We start from the raw sequence: 18706 nt of genomic DNA, 5'->3' as shown, positions 1-18706 counted from the left end.
ATCCGGTGTCCATTTCGCGAAAAAAGGGTCCGCTCTATTTGCAAATCAAAAAAATTATCAAGGATCGGATCATGCACGGAGTGTACCCGCTGGGGACTAACATCCCGGCGGAGCCGCTGCTGGAACAGGAGTTTCAGGTAAGCAAGATGACGGTGCGCAATGCCATCCGTGAGCTGTCCACTGAAGGCTACGTCGAGAAAAAGAGCGGGGTAGGCACAATCGTGCTGCGCAATACGTCCTCCTCCAAACTATCCAAGGGCAAGCGCTTCACAGAGCTGCTGGTGGAACAGGGGCATCGGATGGAGAAACGGCTGCTCGGAGCAGAGATGGTGAATACGAAGGCAGACGCTGAACTGCTGGAGCTGTTCGGCGAGAGCTGCCAACGCATTGAGCGGCTGTATTTGCTGGATGAGCAGCCCTATATTCATTTTCAGCATTACATTACGCCGGGCGTGGCACTCGTACAGGCTGAGAACGATGAAGGCGCCTTATTCTCCTCCTTGTATGAATGGCTGGAGGAGAAGAAAATCACGCTGGAAAGCTTCCACGATCGCTTTCTGGTAGAGACGGCAGCGGCGGAGACCGCCGTCATTCTAGGGCTGGAGCCGGGAGCGCCTGTGCTCAAACGGCTGCGACGCTCTCAGGATAGCGAAGGCAATCTTATTGAATACAGCATCGGAATTTACAACACGCAGCTGCACCCTTATTTGGTCAGCTACGATGCTTGAGCAGAATAGGGAGCAAGCCCACATATTCCATACGTGTAGCAGCAAGCTGGCTGCGCAAGGAAGAGCTATCATAGAGCACATTTGCTTTGCGAGAGAACTCTTCTTTTTTGTATTCAGGTCAGATTCAGTATAACCTTGCTTTCTCGTAAAATGCCAGAACGCCGAACAGGCTGCCCCCGAAGTAGATGCACTACTTTGAAGGGCAGCCTTTTTGCAGATGCCGGTGCGATGGCGTCGACCCGGTTTTATAAAAACGTGCGGTTAAACTTTTTCAAAAGCTGGCCGAACATGCGGCGTTCTTCCTCGGACCAATGTTCCAGCAGCTCGCTGACTCTGGCTACTTTTGCTTCTTTGCTCTCGGTCAATTCTTTCATGCCGAGCTCCGTAATCTGCAGCGAATACGCTCTTTTATCCAAGGGGTCGGGGATTCGGTAGACATACCCCTTTTCCTCAAGGGCCGTCGTTTGCCGGCTGACGGTGGAAATGTCCAGGTGGAATTCATCCGCCAATGCCTTTACTCCGGCCGATCCGTGAGAAGCGATTTGATGCAGCAGCAAATAAGCGGCCCGGTCGAGATTTTTATACGGTTTAATCGATGTGATTCGGCGGACGAGGATGGCCATTTCCAAAGAAATGGTTTCCAGAGGGTTTTCATTCATTGCTGTTCGACCTCATAATTATAATATTTTCTAAAAGCTATAGTATCATACGCGCATTCGGTTTTGAACTACAATCACTCCTGTAAAAATGATCGTATTGACATCATTCTATATAGTTGTATAATACAATTATAATATAGTTTCATCATACAACTTGTTTTGAGAGAAAGCAATCTGCGAAGGGAGGATTGTCTATGCAAGCCCATGAAATCATGATTAGCCAGGTGTACAAAGTGAAGGAAACCGATACGGTAAGGTCTGTCATCGAAAAGTTTATCGAGCATCGGATCAGCGGCCTGCCGGTGGTCAATGATAGAAATGAAATTGTCGCTTACATCAGCGACGGGGATGTGATGCGGTATATCGGCAAGCATGAGAATCGGGTGATCGGTTCTTTTTATTATGTTTTTGTCGTCAACGGCGATGATCAAAAATTCGAAGAACGTGTGGAAACGCTGCTGAACTTGAACGTGATGGATGTTGCCCAACGAAAAGTTTTCAAAGTTGCATGGGACGAGGAGATTGAAAATATCGCCGCGATTTTGGGAAAAAGACATATCAAAAAGCTGCCCGTTGAGCGTAACGGAGTTTTGGTCGGCATCGTCAGCCGCGGCGACGTCATCAGGCATTCCTTCAAAACGATCTTGTGAAATTCCGGAAACTCTCAATGGTAAAAGGAGAAAAAAAGCATGTCATCTACAACGCACTCCATGGAATCAAAAGCGGCAAGAGCCGCTTCACCCTTGCAAGAAACAAGTATTTTAAAGCAGCCCAGAGCCGTATGGGCTGTCTTTTTTGCCTGTATCATCGCCTTCATGGGGCTTGGTCTTGTCGATCCGATTTTGCCTGCCATCGCCAAAAATTTGCAAGCTTCGCAAAGCCAGGTTACTCTGCTGTTCACCAGCTATAACGCTGTAATGGCGGTGGCGATGCTGATTACCGGCATGGTGTCGTCAAGGCTCGGCATCAAATGGACGCTCCTTGCCGGCATTGTGTTGATTGCTTTATTTTCGGCGCTCGGCGGTTTATCGGGCGATATCTCGACGCTTGTCGGGCTGCGGGGCGGCTGGGGGTTGGGCAACGCGCTGTTTGTCGCGACCTCGCTGGCCGCGATCGTATCCCTTTCGAAAAGCGGCACCGCCAAAGCGATCATTTTATATGAAGCGGCGATTGGGCTGGGCATTTCGGTCGGCCCGCTGCTCGGCGGCTGGCTGGGGGGCATCTCGTGGAGAGGCCCTTTTCTTGGCGTCGCAACGCTAATGGTAGTCGCTTTCATCGGCCTCGTTACGCTGATGCCGAAATCCGGCGCGCCCAAAGCCACGGCCTCGAGAACATCGCTGCTGGACCCGTTCCGCGCCTTGAAGCACCGCTCACTTTTGATTTTCGGCATCGCCGCGGGGCTGTACAATTTCGGCTTTTTCACTTTGCTTGCTTACGCGCCTTTTGTCATGGGTCTGGATGAGCACGGTCTAGGCTTCGTATTTCTCGGCTGGGGCATTTTGCTGGCGTTGACTTCCGTATTTATGGCGCCGAAGCTGCAGGAACGGTTCGGAACCGTCAAATCGATGTGCGCGATGCTGACCACGTTTGCTCTGGTCCTTGCTGTTATGGGCATTTGGACGTCGACGCAATGGGTTATTATCGCGGCTGTCATTTTTGCCGGGGCATTGCTCGGGAACAATAACACGCTCATTACGACGGCTGTCATGAACGCGGCTCCAGTCGAACGGTCGACGGCGTCGGCCGCGTACAGCTTTCTTCGCTTCATCGGCGGGGCGATTGCTCCTTATCTGGCCGGCAAATTGGCGGAGTGGTACAATCCGCAAGTTCCGTTTCTCGTAGGCGCGGTATTTGTTCTTGCTTCCGTGCTGTTCATCTTAGTGAACCAAAAGCATGTGAAGCATGTCGATCAAGCCGGATCGGGTCATTGAGCATTCGGCCGCGTACGCTTAAAAAAATCGCTCTCTGCTTTGGGCTTTGTCCCGGGTGGGGGGGCGATTTTTTTGTTTTTTCACGGCACTCCGGCCAAGTCGAAAGGGGGGACCGAACCTTTTCTAACATTTTTGGATATATACATTAAGAAGTAGAGGGGGTGATTGATTTGAATATTTCCCGGGAAGAGGCGCAGCGCATTTATGAGGAACAGTCGGCCTACGTTTTCAGACTAGCTTTATTCCTGACTAAATCGCGGATGTTGTCTGAAGATATCGTCCAGGACACTTTTATTCAAGTATTTCAAAACTATTCCCAATATGATACGGCGAGGCCCATTCAACCGTGGATCTACCAAATCACGTTAAATACGGTGAGAAAGGCGCTGCGCAAGCGGCAATGGTCGCAATTGTGGAATGGACAGCCCAAGGCTGAAACGGTTGAAGAGCTTGTGGTAAAAGAAGAACAGCATCAAGAATTGTGGGACGAAGTCAATCATCTTCCATTCAAAAGCAAAGAAATTATTTTTTTACACTATTATCTGGAATTGAAGCTGACGGAAATTGCTGAAATTTTGAATATCCCGATCGGAACTTGTAAATCAAGATTACATACCGCGTTAAAATCGTTGCGAAGAAAAATGCCGAACGGCGATTTTAACATTCAAACATATAAAGAATTCGGAGGTTGATTGGACATGGATGAGCGCAATTCTCGTATTAGCAAAATGTTGGGCGAACAATTTGATCATGAGTTTCCTGCTGCATCCTTCGATAGCATCTGGAATCGGTCAATCCGCAACCCATCGATTGTACCCCGGCCCCGGTTTCGAAATGCGCTAAAATATAGCTGTTGGACTGCAGCCATCGCTTTCGTTTCGCTAGGAATGCTGCTTATTTCGGCCTCCATGACGCCAACTTTGGCGCAATCTGCTTTTATCAAATCCGTCTTCTCATTTATAAGTTATTTTTCAGAAAAACATCCCGATCAAGGCGGACAGATCTCCGAAGTGCAGCAATCGGTTACGGATCAGGGCATTACGATCACAATTTCGGAAGTCTACTATGACAATTACAATCTTACTGCCAGCTATACGCTGGAGACGGCGGATGCTTTTAAAAATGAAAGTGTAACCCCATACGATATCGAGTTTAATGTTAACGGTCAAACATTTCGGGCTGCGGCAAGAAGAGGCGTGTTGGTAAACGATCATCAGTTTGCCGGAGTCATAGAAACGGATGCGGACGACACATTGCTGAAAAGGCTGCCGGAACGGTTTGAAATGAACGTATCGATAGGCCGTATCGGTTATTTGGCAGCAAACGGAGATACGATAAACAAAGCGGGGAAATGGAATTTATCTTTCCCTGTTAGCATGGATATGCTCCGTGCGGGAGTGCACACTCTGGATATGATGAAAACCGCCGGCCAAAATCATTTGCAGATTACCGTAAAAAAAGTAAACTATTCTGAAACGTTCATCGACCTCATCGGAGAAACGAGAATCACACCGAGCGATGAAAAAGCGACAATAGCGGAATCCTTCCCGTTGCTGGAAATTACAGACGAAAACGGAGAAGTTCTCGATTTTATTCAAAGCGGCGCGACTATTAACAGCCAGGAAGGGCAGACCGAAATCTTCAAGTGGAAAATGAGCTATAGACCCACCGGTAAATTTCCAAAATCGTTGGCAATCCGCTCTTACTTGATTCCGAAAGATACTGGCGTCAGAACGCGAGTGGTGCCGATGGACCACATTCCGACAAAGGAAGCTCCCTTCATTGTTCAGCGCGGTCCGCTTGCCGCTTTGGAACTGACGAGTATAGAGTATTTTCCCGAAAAAACGCTCGTCTTTTACCGAAGCTCAGGGGAACGGCGAGCTGATCACGATGATTCCGCTTTACGCTTGCAGGGGGAAGACGGGAAGGAATGGCGGATGCTCGGCGAACGTGCCATTGATAAAGGGGAGTATACGTTTGTCCGGGAATTCCCGGCTTTAAAGCCGGAGCAGACAATTAGCCTGATTGTCCAAGACCCGATCCCGAGAACACCGCTAAAAGATCTTGAAATGTTCATTTCTCTTCCATAATTTTAAGTCTCGTATAGAGGGTTTCTCATTTTTTGGGAGGAGGGGGGCTGGGGCTGCGAAAAATTCCTGCAATTGTGCAGGTTTTTGCTCGTAAATGCCCCTATAGGCACAGAATTCCTGCAAAAGTACAGTTTTTTTAGCTGCTGAGCGGGCCCAGGTCCATTTTTGTCGGGAATTCCTGCACAATTGCAGGCTTTTCCTCAAAATGAACCCCATGCACAGAAAAAGCCTGCACTTTCGCAGGTTTTCTGCGTGTGGCGGACCAGATTCGCCAGCTTCGGCAGTCGGGTTCACGAGTTCTGGTGGAACAGATTCATAGGCTCCTTCGCAGGCAATAGGCCAAAGCATTGGCGTCAGCCAGGAAGATGCGGTCGCCGGCCAGCAGCAGCAAGCAACGACGCTGGAGATCGAGAACTCCGCCAAAGCGCTGGCTGACCTTGCCGAAGAATTGCAGCTGGCGCTGCAGCAATTTGTCGTCCAGGATGGCGGCCGCACGGGCTAATTGTTCCGTCCACCGGGTGCAGGAAGGTGAGTCATCCCGGCGCGCCGCGGCATATACATATAGCAGCATAGCTTCGGGAGTGTGGCGGGCATGGCGGAAAAAGAGCATCAAACGTGCGCCAGGTGCATGTATGTGGCGGATAAAGACGACAAATACTGCATTGCCTGCGGCGCGCCGCTGAAAAATACGTGCACGAAGAAAAAAACGGTGCTGCACAAAGGCTGCTCCAAGGTGAACAAACCTGACGCCAAATATTGCTCGGCCTGCGGCACGGAAACGTTGTTCTCCGAGTGGGGCCTGCTATAAGAACACAGAAGACCGTCCGATCTCTGCGGCATACGGAGAAGGGACGGTCTCTTGTTTTATTTATTTTGCAAAATGATTTTCCATAAGTCCGGTTGATCGTAGCCCAGACGCCATGCGGCGACTCCGGCCAGATCGTACTTTTTGGCCAAATCCAGCCGCGCCTTCACGGTGGACTCGTCTTCGAGCCAAAATACATATGTCGATCCGTTCTCCTGATACTCGACCTTGAATTGCTCGAACGTCTTGTCCCACGTTTGCGTCGCTTGCTTGGAGGCGATCAGCTTCGGAATGTCCTTCAGCAAAACCGCGCGGTTGCTGACGAGCTTGCCGCCGGCGTCAAGCTGCCATTCCCTTACGTAGTACGGAATGCCCAAAATGATTTTGTCCCGCGGAATTCCGTAGGACAAGTATTCCTGAATGCCGCCGTCGGCCCAGGGGAGGCCTGATACGGAGCCGGGGGAGTCGCTGCCTTTGTAAAATTGATCGTAAGCCATGATGACGATGTAGTCGACGATGCCGCCCAGCTTCTCATGATCGAAGGCGGACAAATGGTTCCATTTGACGCTGCCGCGGGGCAAATCCAGCGAAATCGTCAGACGCTGCGCGTGCGAGGCGTCCGTCAGCTTTTGCATGAAAGCGCTGAACGCATTGCGGTTCGAACCGGCGAGGCTTTCAAAGTCGACATTGATGCCCGGCACTCCAAGCGCGGCAGCCTTGTTTACGAGCGCCTGGATGAAAGTGTCCTGGGCGCCTGCGTCGGCCAGAAAAGATGTCGTCAGTGAAGCGTTGAACTGATTGCTGACCAACGGATACACGGTATGGCCCTGCTGCTGCAGCCATTTGACGGTGTCCGCGTTGGAGCTGTCTTTCAGCTTGCCGCTGCTGTCGGCCAGTTCGAAAAAGCTGGGCGACACGACATCGAGTCCGAGCGTTCCGCTGACCTGTGTTTTGATCGTGTCGGCGCCGGAAACGCCGTTCCAGCCCCACACCTGCAATTTTTTAATATTGTCCCACAGAGTCGTCCGATTCAGCGTTTGGATGGAGGCGTTGCCGTACTGCGCGCCGTAGCTCAGCGCGTCGGCAATCGTCTGAAACTCGCCGATCAGATTGGAATTCTGGAACACCTGATAGTAAGGGAAGTTGTTCCAGATTTTGCGCCCTTCGTAAAAGATCGCGCTGTGCCCCCACAGCCGCGCATAATCCGAGGCCTCGTCCAGATTGACGAAGTCCTGCAAAAACGTATCGTTCTGGTACACCTTGTACGGCTTGACGTTGCTGTATACGGTTTGGCCTGTCTTGATGTTGACGACATTCGAACCGCCCCATTTCAGCGCTTCGGCTGCGGCGTCCTCAAGGTAAGCGAACTGCCAATTGTCCGCCGAGTAGGACCCCTGATACACTTTGTACGCCGGCTCGCCTGCGCGCAGCGCCGTTTTGTCGGCGGCGGACAGGTTGTCCCAAACCCACCGGTTCGTGTTCAGATCGATAATGTGCGCGCCGCCCCATTTTTTGGCTTCGTCCGTCGCCTGCTGCAGCGTCGTGAAGGTCCAGGCGTCGATCGTGATGTCACCCTGATAAACCCGGTAGTGGGGATAGTTGTTCCACACCCAGCCGGCTGACTGGAGATCGCGAACGCTCGCATAGCTCCATTTTTTGGCTTCGTCGATCGCTTCCTGCAGCGTATCGAACTGCCATTCGGGAGGCGAAATGTCCAACTGGGAAACCTGGTAGCGGTGAAAATTGTTCCACAGCCATTTGCGCGTTCCGATTTCCTCTACGTGGCTGTTGCCGTAGCCTTTGGCATAGGCCAGCGCCTGCTTGTAATCCGCAAATTCCATTAAAATTTGATTGTTCTGGTAAACCCGGTATTTCGTCGTTTTGTCTGTCGTATTGGCTGCAGAAGCGGGAGCGGGCAATGTCATACACAAAAGGAGCGCTCCGGTCAGCATCCATTTACCTTTTTTCATCGATCACGCCTCTTTCTATATGATCTACTCTATTGGACGCGCCATCTGCCGGATTGGTTGCGTTGGTAAAAGGTTGCAAAAGCCGGACGTTGGACGTTCGCAGCCTTTTCAGGTAACATGAATAAGAGAACTTTTCAATTCAAGTTAGGCAAGGTGGCGCTAACGATGCAAAAGTACCCGGAAGCATATACGGATTATTTGATTTTTTTCCACGCTGAGCGTGATTATTTTGAATGCCATGAAGTCATGGAAGAATATTGGAAGGAACATCCCGGCGATGAGAACGGCCGAACGTACGTGGGATTGATTCAGATTGCCGTCGGCCTCTATCATGAGCGGAGGGGAAACGCCGCGGGTGCCGTGAAAATGCTGCAAAGCGCGGCAGTCAACCTGGACCCGGCTCATACGGCTGCGCTGGGGCTGCAGTACGACGAGCTGCTGCAAATGATTCGCGGCAGGCTCGAACGAGTCCGGCAGGGGCATCCTGTGTACGAGGATATCAATCTGCCGATTGCGGACCCGCAGCTGGCTGCTTATTGCGAGAACGAAAGCTTTCGCCGCGGCTTGACCTGGCAGGGAGCGAGCGCGCTTGACAATGAAGCGCTGATCCATAAGCATACGCTGAGAGACCGCTCCGGCGTCATTCGGGAGAGAGAGCTGCAGAAGCTAAGACGCAAAGGAAAAGGGTGACGGCCATGAATACGGAAGGAAAAATATTAGTCGTGGACGATGAGCCGAATATTGCCGAAGTCGTAAGGCTTTATTTGGAGCATTCCGATTTTGAGGCGGTTCTGCTGATGCGCGGGCAAGAGGTGATCCGGACGGTTCTGCAGGAAAATCCGCAGCTCATCATTTTGGATATTATGCTGCCGGATATTTCCGGCTACGAGCTTTGCGAGAGCATTCGCAAATTGGAGCCTCCTTACGACCAGACGCCGATTATTTTTCTGTCGGCCAGAGGGGAGCCGATCGACAAGCTGCGAGGATTCAATCTGGGTGTAGACGATTATTTGGTGAAGCCGTTCGATCCCAACGAGCTGATTGCGCGGGTCAAAGCGGTGCTGCGCAGAACCACGCAGAGACGGTCGGAATCGGCGAAGGAGGAAACCGCTCCCCGAAGAGTGCTGCAGGTCGGCAATATAATGGTAGATTTGGAACAGTTCCGCGTCAATGTAGACGGCAAACGGGTTGAATTGACGCCGAAGGAGATGGAGCTGCTTTATTTTTTGGCGAGCCATCCGGGCCGGGTATTTACCCGTGAGGATTTGCTTGGGTATATTTGGGATTTCGACTTTGCCGGCGGAACCCGCACGGTGGACGCCCATGTGAAAAATTTGCGCAAAAAGCTCGGACAGCACGACACTTGGAACATTCAGACGCTATGGGGGATCGGCTATTCCTTTGAGGTCGTTCAGCATGTTTAAAAAGTGGATCGGCAACCGGTTCCGCAGCTTGTATTTGAAAATATTTTTATCTTTTCTGGCAACCTGCGTGCTTTTTTTCGTCGGGCTGTTCGTCTTTTGGAACTATTATTTTACCGACTTGTTTTATAAGGATAAAAAGGAGCTTCTCAGCGAGCGCTTCATCGAAGTGACAAGACTGCTCGCTTCGTATCAGGATGGGACGATCTCTACGCGCGAGCTGAAATATACGATCCGCATCGTAGCGAGAAGCATTAACGGGCAGGTATGGCTTGTCGACGACAAAGGCATGATTGTGAACGGCTCCTCGGATAACGAGGGCGGGAATTTGCCCAGGGCGATGGATCCGTTGTTTATCGAAGGTCTCCATGGGCGCAGTGGGTCTGAAATGGTCAATTTCACAACCCATAGCGGACGAACGGTCAATCTTTTCACTTACTACGCCCCTTATCAGTTGAACAACAAGGCGATCGTGGTCATTTTGCAAATTCCGCTTGAAGATATTAGTGAAGCCGTTTCCGCAGTCCGGTTGAACATACTGGTGCCCCTGGTATTTTCGCTGATTGCCGTCGGTGTTATCTTGTACGTCATTTCCCGCAAGCTGGCCAGACCGCTGCAGCAGATGAACCGGGCCGCGCTGGAACTGGCCGGAGGCGATTTTACAACCCGCGTGCCGATCAAGTCCCACGACGAAGTTGGGCAGTTGGCTGCGAGCTTCAACTTCATGGTCGAGCAATTGGAAGAGTGGGAAGACACCCGGCAGGAGTTTTTGACGAACGTGTCCCATGAGCTGAGATCGCCGTTAACGACGCTGCGCGGCTTTATCGTGGCGATGAATGACAGGATCATACCGGAGGAGAAATATTCGCATTACCTCAGCATTTGCGACCAGGAAGTTCAGCGCTTGCAGCGGCTTGTGAACGATTTGCTGGACCTGGCGCGGATTCAGAACGGCGTCGACGTGTTTCGGTTGCGGCCTGTGGGCGTCCGCGAAAAGCTCGATGAGGTGCTGGAGCTGCTGAAAGAGCCGATCGCCCACAAGCAGCTGGCGCTGGAAGTCTTGCTGCCGCCGCTTTCTGCCGAAGTGCCGCCTGTGCAAGCTTATTTGGACCCGGACCGCTTTGCCCAAGTGATTCAAAATCTGATTTACAATGCGTTGAAATTTACGCCGGCCGGAGGGACGTTGACAGTCGCCCTGGAATATTCCGGGGAAGAAGTTGTCCTGTATGTCCGGGATACGGGCGAGGGGATGTCCGAAGCGGATCTGGAGCGGATCTGGGACCGCTTTTACAAGGCGGACGAGGCCAGAAGCCACCGCGCCGACGGCACGAGCGGCACCGGGCTTGGCCTGACGATCGTCAAGCATCTGGTGAGCGGGATGAAGGGAACGATTCATGTTCGCAGCCGGATCGGCGAGGGGGCGGAATTTCGCGTTGCTTTTCCGCGGATGAAGTAGTTTTTCACAATTTTTTTACAACTGAAGCAAACATTGTTCATGATTACCGATTATCCTGTTCCTTGTGGACAGGTTTTTTTGCTTTTTGCAGACGGACTTATCGATCCGGCACAACAATTGTTTCGCACGGAGGTGCTTGTATGACGGGACGCGCGCTGATGCTTGGTCTTGGCGCCGTATTGCTGGCCGCGGTCTTGTATGGTTGTGAAGCGAAGCCGGCGCAAAGCGGCGACGATCCGAATTCCGTGCAGCGGCAAAGCGGTATGGATGTGCAAAACCGCAACGAGCGGCAGCTCGTCATACTGTTTCGGGGACTTCTGAGCATGGACCGCCAGCCTCAGCTTGCGATCAGCAGGCAGCAGGCTGAGGCACTGCTTCCTTTCGTCCAAAAAAGCAAAGATGCCGGCAGCTTGAATGAAGCCGCGCGCAAGCAAATGATGAACGTGCTTAGCGATGTGCAGCGGCAATACCTGGAAGAGCAGACGAATAAAACGGATGCCCGGGCGAACCGGCACCGTTCCGGCGAGCTGGATGGACTTACTCCCGAGCAGCGGCAAAAGATGATCGAGCAATTCGAGCAGCAAAGGAAGACCGACCGGGACGATGATGCCGGCGAGGGCGGTACCGGCGGCGGGGATCGCGGCGCGACGGATGACAGCGGCATGAGCAAAAGCGTCGAGCAGCAGCTGATCGACATGCTGGAAGCGAAGCGCTGACCGGACTTGCCGGCATGAACGTGAAAAAGGTGCTTTCCCCCTGAGGGAAGAGCACCTTTTGTTTTTATTCGTTTTCCACGGCCACGTAGCCGTCTTCGATCAGGTCGAGTCTGCCGGTTTCCGGGTCCATGATCAGCCCGTGAACGGGCAAGCCTTTGGGCAGCAGCGGGTGTTTGCGGATGATGCTGACGCTTTTGACGATACCGTCCTTGACATGTTCGAAGCCGGTCAGCCAGCGCGACAAATTAATTCCCGAATTTTCCAAAGTTTGAACGACGTCGTCGGATACTCCGCGCTCCTTTGCCTTGGAGATAACGCTCTGTGAATTCAGGCCCGTCATGCCGCAATCGTAGTGGCCGATGACGTACACTTCGTCCGCTTTCAATTCATACACGGCGACAACGATACTCCGCATAATACTGCCGAACGGGTGGGACACGATGGCGCCCGCGTTTTTAATGATTTTGGCGTCTCCGTTGTGCAAATTCATCGCTTTCGGCAGCAGCTCGACGAGTCTGGTGTCCATGCAGGTGAGCACGACCATTCTTTTATCCGGAAACTTGGTTGTCAGAAACTCCTTATACTTCTGGGTTTCGACGAAATTTTGGTTGTGTTCGATAATTTCTGAGAGCAAAGACATGGTTATCCCTCCAAGTGTATAGTGTGCTAGCTGCTGCAGGGATTTTGCGCAGCTTTATCTTTTGTCGACCAAGTCCATACCCGCATTGTAAATTTGACCGTTGCTTTTAAGTATATAAGATTTTTTTTCCGGCTGGTAGTCGATTTTCAAAACATCTTCGAAAAAGATTTCATCTTTGACGCTGTAGCTGACTTTGAAGGGATCCGCTTCCGCGTAAATATCGCTTTCCGGCGCTTCCGAGACGAGCCACAAAGAGGGGACGCCGTTCACCGCGCAGCCGCAGCCTTCCGTGTCGTATACGAGCCTCAATTGCGCCTGGCTGCCGCCGGCTGACGGAGTGAGTTGATCGATCGCTGTCTGAGTAAATAAGATTTTCATAGGTAAATCAGCTCCTTTATCTCTATTCTACCATAGTTCCGCATAAATTTGATTCTGGGCAAGGGGAGCAGTATGATAAACGAAGTAACCTTTGGAAGGAGATCTGAGCATGAGCGAACAAGAGACATTGACAAAGCTGGAAGCATTCAAGGCATACGTGCGCAAAATGAAGCGGTATGAGGAGGCCATTGCCTTGATTTACTGGGACATGCGGACAGGTGCTCCGAAGAAAGGAATTGAAACCCGTTCCGAAGTCGTCGGGGAGCTTTCCACGGAAGTTTTCCGCATGTCGACATCGGACGAGATGGCCGGTTATTTGGACGATTTGACACAGTCCGGACAGCTGGAAAAGCTGGATGAAATCAGCCGGAAAATGGTGCTGGAAAGCAAAAAAGATTACGACCGCAGCAAAAAAATTCCTGCGGATAAGTATCAGGCGTATGTCGTGCTGACGTCGCAGGCCGAAACCGTATGGGAAGAAGCTAAGCCTAAATCCGATTTCACCATGTTCCAGCCCTATTTGGAAAAAATCGTCGGCACGACCAAAGAGTTCGTCGAGCTTTGGGGCTACGAAGGGAACAAATATAATACGCTGCTCGATATGTATGAGCCGGGTATGACCGTCGACAAGCTCGATGAAGTGTTCAGCGCGCTGCGGAGCAAATTGGTCCCGCTGCTGCAGCGGATACAGGCGTCCCCGAACCAGCCGGATCGCTCGTTCCTCGATCAGCAGTTCGATATTGCCAAGCAGAAGCAGTTCAGCCTGATGATTTTGAAGCAGATGCAGTACGACTTCGAAGCCGGCCGCTTGGACGAAACGGTGCACCCGTTCGCCACTGCGCTTAACCCGGGGGATGTACGGATCACGACGCGCTACCTGCCGAATGATATCGTTTCGGCGCTGTTCGGCACGATTCATGAAGGCGGTCACGCCCTCTACGAGCAAAATATTTCCAAGGATTTGGTCGGCACCAATCTTTGCACCGGCACTTCCATGGGAATTCACGAATCGCAATCCCGTTTCTGGGAAAATGTGATCGGCCGCAGCAAGCCGTTCTGGAACCGCTACTACGGTGAGCTTCAAGCCGCGTTTGCCGGTCAAATCGACGATGTGGACGTACATACGTTTTACAAGGCCATCAATCATATTGAGCCGTCTCTGATCCGGATCGAAGCGGACGAACTGACATACAACCTGCACATTATGGTGCGCTACGAGTTGGAAAAAGAACTGATCAACGGCACCATTCTAGTGGCCGATCTGCCTGAAGCGTGGAACGCCAAATACAAGGAGTACCTGGGCATCGAGCCGGCCAACAACGGCGAAGGCGTGCTGCAGGACGTGCATTGGGCCGGAGGGGCGTTCGGCTACTTCCCGTCGTACTCGCTCGGCAACATGTACGCGGCCCAGTTCGCCCATACGCTCCGCAAGGAGCTGCCGAACTTCGACGAGCTCATCGAAGCGGGCGACTTGACGCCGATCAAAGAGTGGCTGTCAGAGCGCATTTACCGCTACGGCAAATCGCTTACGCCGAACGAAATCGTCAAGCAAGTAACCGGGGAAGAGCTGAACCCCGATTATTTGGTGCAATATTTGGAAGAGAAATACCGGGCCGTGTACGGAATCTAAAAGCGGCGGCGCTTGTGCCGCTTGCTGCTGAACACCGGCGGCGCTTAAGCGATGCTTTGCGGTGTTTCTCCCGCGTGCCCGGAACCCCATGCGTCAGAGCTGGTTGATCGCATGTTTTTGGCAGCGCGCGAGTCTATAAGACGTTAGACTGCCCGGGAATCCCACAAACCGAAGCCGGTCGCACAATTTGCCTCGGTGAGTGAAGAAAAACCTGCAAAAGTGCAGCTTTTTGCTCGTTGATGCGCTGGAAATGAAAAATTCCTGCAATTGTGCAGGAATTTCGCTGCGAACATGGGCTACGATTGAATTTCATCGAAAATTCCTGCACAATCGCAGGCTTTTCGCCAAAACAAACCGTTTCCTTCGGAAAAGCCTGCACTTTTGCAGGCTTTTGCCCTGCCAAGACTGCTTGCCCCCCCCACTTTAGCTCCGTAGCCCATGTAGGAACTGAAAGTGGGGGGAGCGAGAGCTGCTGTACCAACTCTAATTCCTCTAACCCGTCACTTTATTCTGTGGGGTGACGGTCCACGGCGTCATGTGAGTTTTTGCAGGCTTTTCGGCCGGCGAAACTGCTTTGTGAACGGCTGCGCCGGCTTGGGTGGGAACAAGTTGGGTTAGTGATTGGTTGGCGGCTTGGGGACCGCAGACCATGCGCCGCTGTATCACACAAACTTTGGCCGACATGGCCAGACGAGCCATGGTTCGTGTGCAACTTCTTGGTCAACCGACGCACAGACCGCCGATCGTAGCTCCGCTGCATGCCTGCCACTACCCGGAAGCGCCGCCGGCAGGCTCCGGTTTGGAAATAGCCTATATAGCTAACTTCATGCTGGACCGCTGTTTTGAGCGCAACGATTTCCCACCTGCAGCCAATCTCGTCTCCTGGCCAGACATGGTTTTCCCGGAAGTAGCAGCGGTACCGGCGTGGAAACGCCGAACGAGCACGATAGTACCGACGTCAGAAGAGGATCTCGTTCCTGGATGCGCACAGCATCGGCTCAGGGCTGGCGCCGACAGACGGTGGTATTCCCATCCTGCGAGCTGCAGGCTTTGTAGTACGTACCGACCAGCAACCGGCGGCGAAATACAAAGAATAGTCGCCAACGGAAAGTCGGGGCGCTGAGCTCCGATGGCAGCACACGGATGATCAGTGCATCCAGAATTAAAATAAACAGAGGTGGCTGCCCGCCTGCAAAGGGGCTAATTCTTTGTTGCAACTCGACCGAGCAGGCCACAGTAATCTTGTACATTCTGGTGGAGTTCACTCTCGGATACTTGTTGCAGCAGATCGCTGTTCCGGTTGACTACTTTCGGCTCGATACAGTATGCTGGGCCAGTACCGGTCCGGTCCGGGAGTAAATTTCTGGGAAATCGGCACGCTGGATATTTCGTAAAGTTAAATATAGTTAATAATACCCATATAATTACATTATTTCATGTGTTAATATAACTCCGTATGGCGGGGGTTAAACTCGACGCACAAAATCAATTTGTGCAATTCAAAGTTGAGCGTGGCTTTGCATAGCAACTTAATTTTAGTAATTATGTAATCTTCGGATGGCTAACCTTAATTAGTGGACATTCGAAAATTAGGAGGTCATTCAGGGATAGGCAGTAGGGACTGATTGCCCAGCAATGAATGAGTTATGTTTATGCACAGATAAGTCTGCGTGCTCTAAGGTTACACTTATTTTGTGCCTGGGAAAGTGAATCTACACAAATAACTATTGGGTCACCCCAAAAGGGATAGCCCACTCACTTCCTGCAATTCTAGGATTAATAAAAATGCACTCAAAACACAATGATTTCATAACGTTTTGTGCCTTGAGTGAAGAGAAAGGAATGGGTATAATTATGAAATTTTTAAAAATAGTTAAGTTACTAATAACAGTAGCTTTTTGTGTTTTAGTTTTCATTTCTTTTGTTAAAATAATACCATTAAAAATAAATTTTGGGCTTATGACTGCTTGTTTAGCTGGTGTAATGTTTATTCAGGCTTTTGAATTATGGAAAAGATCAAAGATAGAAGGAACTATTACAACCATCATAGCCGGAATAATATCTATTATATTTACTTTATATATCTTTATTTTTTAAAAGTAAAAACAGATCTCAGCAAAAATCTAAGAGATCTGTTTTTGAAATTTTTAACTACGCGATAACAAATTATAAGCATTTTGCATATTCGAATGACCACTATTACTAGCAGTATATATAGCATAAGCAGTTGCAGATACACCTATTGCACCAAGCACCCAACCAGGGGTTACTAACGCAACACCAGACGCAATTGCGGCTGCACTAGCAGCATCTATAGTATCACGAGCACTAGACACATTATTTGCGTACATTTTGAAGTCTGAAAGATTATTACTTGCATAAAGAAATCTTGTCACATCACCACCTGTTTGAGTTCCTGGATCTAAAAAGAAGTTTGCATCAGCATAAGTATGACAATAAAATAAGTCTTTATTACTATCGTAGTTTGAGTAGTACGTTAACCAAGAATATCCACCACTTTCAATAGAAGATTTAGCGGCAGTAGCGGAGATTGGAGTGGTCAGAAAACTCTCAGAAAGTCTGCCATCGTTAAGGTAGTAGTTACCTTCAGAATCTTTGAATATTTTAGTAGTTGTTATTTTGTCCACAAAATTCTTTTTATATTTCTCTTTTCCCTGAATAAATTCGTATTTTGTTTTTTCTTTGAGAATAGTAGTTGTCCCTTGTTTTGTAGTGGTTGTTTTAATTTCAGCCTCAGTAATTTTCGTTCCAATTACCTTATTGTTTTCGTCAAGTAGAGGAGCTTCTACTTTGCGCTCAACATTTTTCTCAGGAGTCGAATCTTCTGATTGGGAATTAACTCCACTTGGATTGATTTCTTGAGTACCGTTAGGTGCGGCAGCATAGGCACTACCTGTAGCTAGCATGGCAGAAATTGCAAGAAAAGAAATCGTTTTCTTCATCATAAAACATCTCCTAATCATTTTTTTTATTTCTTAAAAAAAATAGTATTTACTTACTGGATATTTTCTTTAATCCATCCTAATATATGTATTTTATTGAAACTACTATTAATTTATCATAGTGAATATGTAAATAAAAGGGTAAAATTACCTGTGTTGAAATTAACATAAAACATCAAAATATTCCATTATTTGCATTTTTGGTGCATCTTTGATGCTTATTTGGGAAATGGCCTGAAAAAACAATCCGACTCACAGCAATATAAATTCCACCCGATCCGCAGACAGCAAAAAACAGCCGCCCGTCACGCAGTTGAGACTGCAGGCGGGCTGCTGTTTTTTTGCTCTCAGGGCCCGCGATGCGGCTGCGGCAGAGCCAGAGCCGACGGTCCGTCATCCCATCAACTGCTTCGCTTCCAAATAGAGAACCTGAATAAACTTTTTCGTATTCAGGCGAACCGCGGACTGTCTCGGATCGGTTTCGCTTTCGATTTCCCGCATTTTTTTGCGGATTTCCGTGAAATCGAAAAACTTCGCGGCGTAGTTTTCAAATTTGGCGTTGGAATAATCGGTCAAGCCCAGCGAGGCCAAATGATTCAACGCCTGAAAAATGACGCGGCGCACCCGCTGCTCGGCCGCTTTCATTTCTTTGCGCAGCGCGGTCGGAGGCGCGGCTGTCCCGAGCTTTTTGACGGCTGCCCGCTCAAACAGCATTTGAAGCGAGGGGAAGCCCTGCTCCAGGGCGTTCGCCGAGTCCAACTCGCGCAGTTCCTCCAGCAAGTCCAGCAGGTCCTTGCAGCCGGCCTCGCCGATCATGCCCAGCTCGGACAATAAATAATTGCCCGAAGCGGCGATGCTTTTTACCGCAGGCGCCGGAGGCTCCGGCTCTTTTCCCGGATGGATGCCGAGACCGGACAACGACCGCTGAATTTCGTGAATCGAATTTTGCAGCTTCATCCGTTCGATCACTTTTTGAATGACCCCGATCACTTCCAGACGGTTGATCGGCTTCGTAATGTAATACTCGATGCCGAGCGAGTAGGCGCCGCCGATCATGTCTTTGGATTCCACCTGGGAGATCATCACCGTTTTGCCGCGGAACGTTCCGGCCAGTTGGCGGACCGTTTCAATGCCGTCGCGAAGCGGCATGAGCAGGTCGATCAGCAAAATATCGACTTCTTTGGCCGCCAGCAGCCGGCTGTCCACATAAATGCCGTCCACGGCTTCGCCGGCCACTTCACCCAGGTCCTCGTCCTCGATAATTTGCGCCAGCATGGAGCGAATGGCCGGATCGTCGTCCGTTATAAAAAAACGCATGC

At 50.6% G+C, this 18706-nt stretch carries 20 protein-coding genes; 12 read left to right on the top strand and 8 right to left on the bottom strand.

The window, feature by feature from the left end; genetic code table 11:
- Positions 1-5 precede the first annotated feature (5 nt).
- Complete coding sequence (locus AC3G2T_RS16240) at positions 6-728, top strand: GntR family transcriptional regulator (protein ID WP_488436157.1); 723 nt, start codon at positions 6-8, stop codon at positions 726-728.
- A 245-nt stretch (positions 729-973) separates the two neighbouring features.
- Here AC3G2T_RS16240 and AC3G2T_RS16235 read toward each other — a convergent pair whose 3' ends face one another.
- Entirely contained in the window at positions 974-1387 is a 414-nt protein-coding gene (locus AC3G2T_RS16235; RefSeq protein ID WP_474681818.1) for a MarR family winged helix-turn-helix transcriptional regulator, read from the bottom strand.
- A gap of 194 nt (positions 1388-1581) precedes the next feature.
- Here AC3G2T_RS16235 and AC3G2T_RS16230 point away from each other — a divergent pair, with 194 nt between their 5' ends.
- From AC3G2T_RS16230 to AC3G2T_RS16215, 4 genes are all read left to right on the top strand, one after another.
- On the top strand, positions 1582-2037 hold the full coding sequence (locus AC3G2T_RS16230; protein WP_488436156.1) for a CBS domain-containing protein: 456 nt from the start codon (positions 1582-1584) through the stop codon (positions 2035-2037).
- 60 nt (positions 2038-2097) lie between these two features.
- A complete protein-coding gene (locus AC3G2T_RS16225) occupies positions 2098-3318 on the top strand; it encodes an MFS transporter (RefSeq protein WP_488436293.1) in 1221 nt (406 codons plus the stop codon).
- Positions 3319-3488: 170 nt separating this feature from the next.
- Entirely contained in the window at positions 3489-4010 is a 522-nt protein-coding gene (locus tag AC3G2T_RS16220; RefSeq protein ID WP_488436155.1) for an RNA polymerase sigma factor, read from the top strand.
- 6 nt (positions 4011-4016) lie between these two features.
- The gene (locus AC3G2T_RS16215) at positions 4017-5408 is read left to right on the top strand and encodes a DUF4179 domain-containing protein (RefSeq protein WP_488436154.1); all 1392 of its coding nucleotides are present in this window, start codon (positions 4017-4019) and stop codon (positions 5406-5408) included.
- A 313-nt stretch (positions 5409-5721) separates the two neighbouring features.
- Here AC3G2T_RS16215 and AC3G2T_RS16210 read toward each other — a convergent pair whose 3' ends face one another.
- On the bottom strand, positions 5722-6018 hold the full coding sequence (locus AC3G2T_RS16210) for a hypothetical protein (protein WP_488436153.1): 297 nt from the start codon (positions 6016-6018) through the stop codon (positions 5722-5724).
- Here AC3G2T_RS16210 and AC3G2T_RS16205 point away from each other — a divergent pair.
- The gene (locus AC3G2T_RS16205; protein WP_488436152.1) at positions 6001-6216 is read left to right on the top strand and encodes a double zinc ribbon domain-containing protein; all 216 of its coding nucleotides are present in this window, start codon (positions 6001-6003) and stop codon (positions 6214-6216) included. The genes AC3G2T_RS16210 and AC3G2T_RS16205 overlap by 18 nt on opposite strands.
- A gap of 56 nt (positions 6217-6272) precedes the next feature.
- On the opposite strand, the gene AC3G2T_RS16200 is transcribed toward AC3G2T_RS16205, so the two are convergent.
- Positions 6273-8183, bottom strand: coding sequence for a glycosyl hydrolase family 18 protein (locus AC3G2T_RS16200; RefSeq protein WP_488436151.1), 1911 nt, complete (start codon positions 8181-8183; stop codon positions 6273-6275).
- 165 nt (positions 8184-8348) lie between these two features.
- On the opposite strand from AC3G2T_RS16200, the gene AC3G2T_RS16195 reads away from it, so the two are divergent.
- From AC3G2T_RS16195 to AC3G2T_RS16180, 4 genes are all read left to right on the top strand, one after another.
- The gene (locus tag AC3G2T_RS16195; RefSeq protein WP_488436150.1) at positions 8349-8873 is read left to right on the top strand and encodes a DUF309 domain-containing protein; all 525 of its coding nucleotides are present in this window, start codon (positions 8349-8351) and stop codon (positions 8871-8873) included.
- A 5-nt stretch (positions 8874-8878) separates the two neighbouring features.
- On the top strand, positions 8879-9607 hold the full coding sequence (locus tag AC3G2T_RS16190) for a response regulator transcription factor (protein ID WP_474681811.1): 729 nt from the start codon (positions 8879-8881) through the stop codon (positions 9605-9607).
- Entirely contained in the window at positions 9600-11060 is a 1461-nt protein-coding gene (locus AC3G2T_RS16185) for a sensor histidine kinase (protein WP_488436149.1), read from the top strand. The genes AC3G2T_RS16190 and AC3G2T_RS16185 overlap by 8 nt, the downstream gene beginning before the upstream one ends.
- Before the next feature lie 140 nt (positions 11061-11200).
- On the top strand, positions 11201-11776 hold the full coding sequence (locus tag AC3G2T_RS16180) for a hypothetical protein (RefSeq protein ID WP_474681809.1): 576 nt from the start codon (positions 11201-11203) through the stop codon (positions 11774-11776).
- A gap of 64 nt (positions 11777-11840) precedes the next feature.
- On the opposite strand, the gene AC3G2T_RS16175 is transcribed toward AC3G2T_RS16180, so the two are convergent.
- Together AC3G2T_RS16175 and AC3G2T_RS16170 are read right to left on the bottom strand one after the other, a co-directional pair.
- Positions 11841-12416, bottom strand: a complete 576-nt coding sequence (locus AC3G2T_RS16175; protein ID WP_488436148.1) for a beta-class carbonic anhydrase — start codon at positions 12414-12416, stop codon at positions 11841-11843.
- A 54-nt stretch (positions 12417-12470) separates the two neighbouring features.
- Positions 12471-12794, bottom strand: coding sequence for an iron-sulfur cluster biosynthesis family protein (locus AC3G2T_RS16170; protein WP_474681807.1), 324 nt, complete (start codon positions 12792-12794; stop codon positions 12471-12473).
- 109 nt (positions 12795-12903) lie between these two features.
- Here AC3G2T_RS16170 and AC3G2T_RS16165 point away from each other — a divergent pair, with 109 nt between their 5' ends.
- Complete coding sequence (locus AC3G2T_RS16165; RefSeq protein ID WP_488436147.1) at positions 12904-14424, top strand: carboxypeptidase M32; 1521 nt, start codon at positions 12904-12906, stop codon at positions 14422-14424.
- Between the two features lie 133 nt (positions 14425-14557).
- Here AC3G2T_RS16165 and AC3G2T_RS16160 read toward each other — a convergent pair whose 3' ends face one another.
- The gene (locus tag AC3G2T_RS16160) at positions 14558-14827 is read right to left on the bottom strand and encodes a hypothetical protein (protein WP_488436146.1); all 270 of its coding nucleotides are present in this window, start codon (positions 14825-14827) and stop codon (positions 14558-14560) included.
- A gap of 1451 nt (positions 14828-16278) precedes the next feature.
- Here AC3G2T_RS16160 and AC3G2T_RS16155 point away from each other — a divergent pair.
- On the top strand, positions 16279-16521 hold the full coding sequence (locus AC3G2T_RS16155) for a hypothetical protein (RefSeq protein ID WP_474681804.1): 243 nt from the start codon (positions 16279-16281) through the stop codon (positions 16519-16521).
- A 50-nt stretch (positions 16522-16571) separates the two neighbouring features.
- On the opposite strand, the gene AC3G2T_RS16150 is transcribed toward AC3G2T_RS16155, so the two are convergent.
- On the bottom strand, positions 16572-17390 hold the full coding sequence (locus AC3G2T_RS16150; protein ID WP_474681803.1) for a hypothetical protein: 819 nt from the start codon (positions 17388-17390) through the stop codon (positions 16572-16574).
- Between the two features lie 390 nt (positions 17391-17780).
- Positions 17781-18704 (bottom strand): response regulator, encoded by a 924-nt coding sequence (locus tag AC3G2T_RS16145; RefSeq protein WP_488436145.1) that lies wholly within the window; start codon positions 18702-18704, stop codon positions 17781-17783.
- Positions 18705-18706: the final 2 nt, after the last annotated feature.

The sequence above is a fragment of the Paenibacillus sp. sgz302191 genome (assembly GCF_057749925.1).
This window is presented reverse-complemented; position numbering and strand designations above follow the sequence as displayed.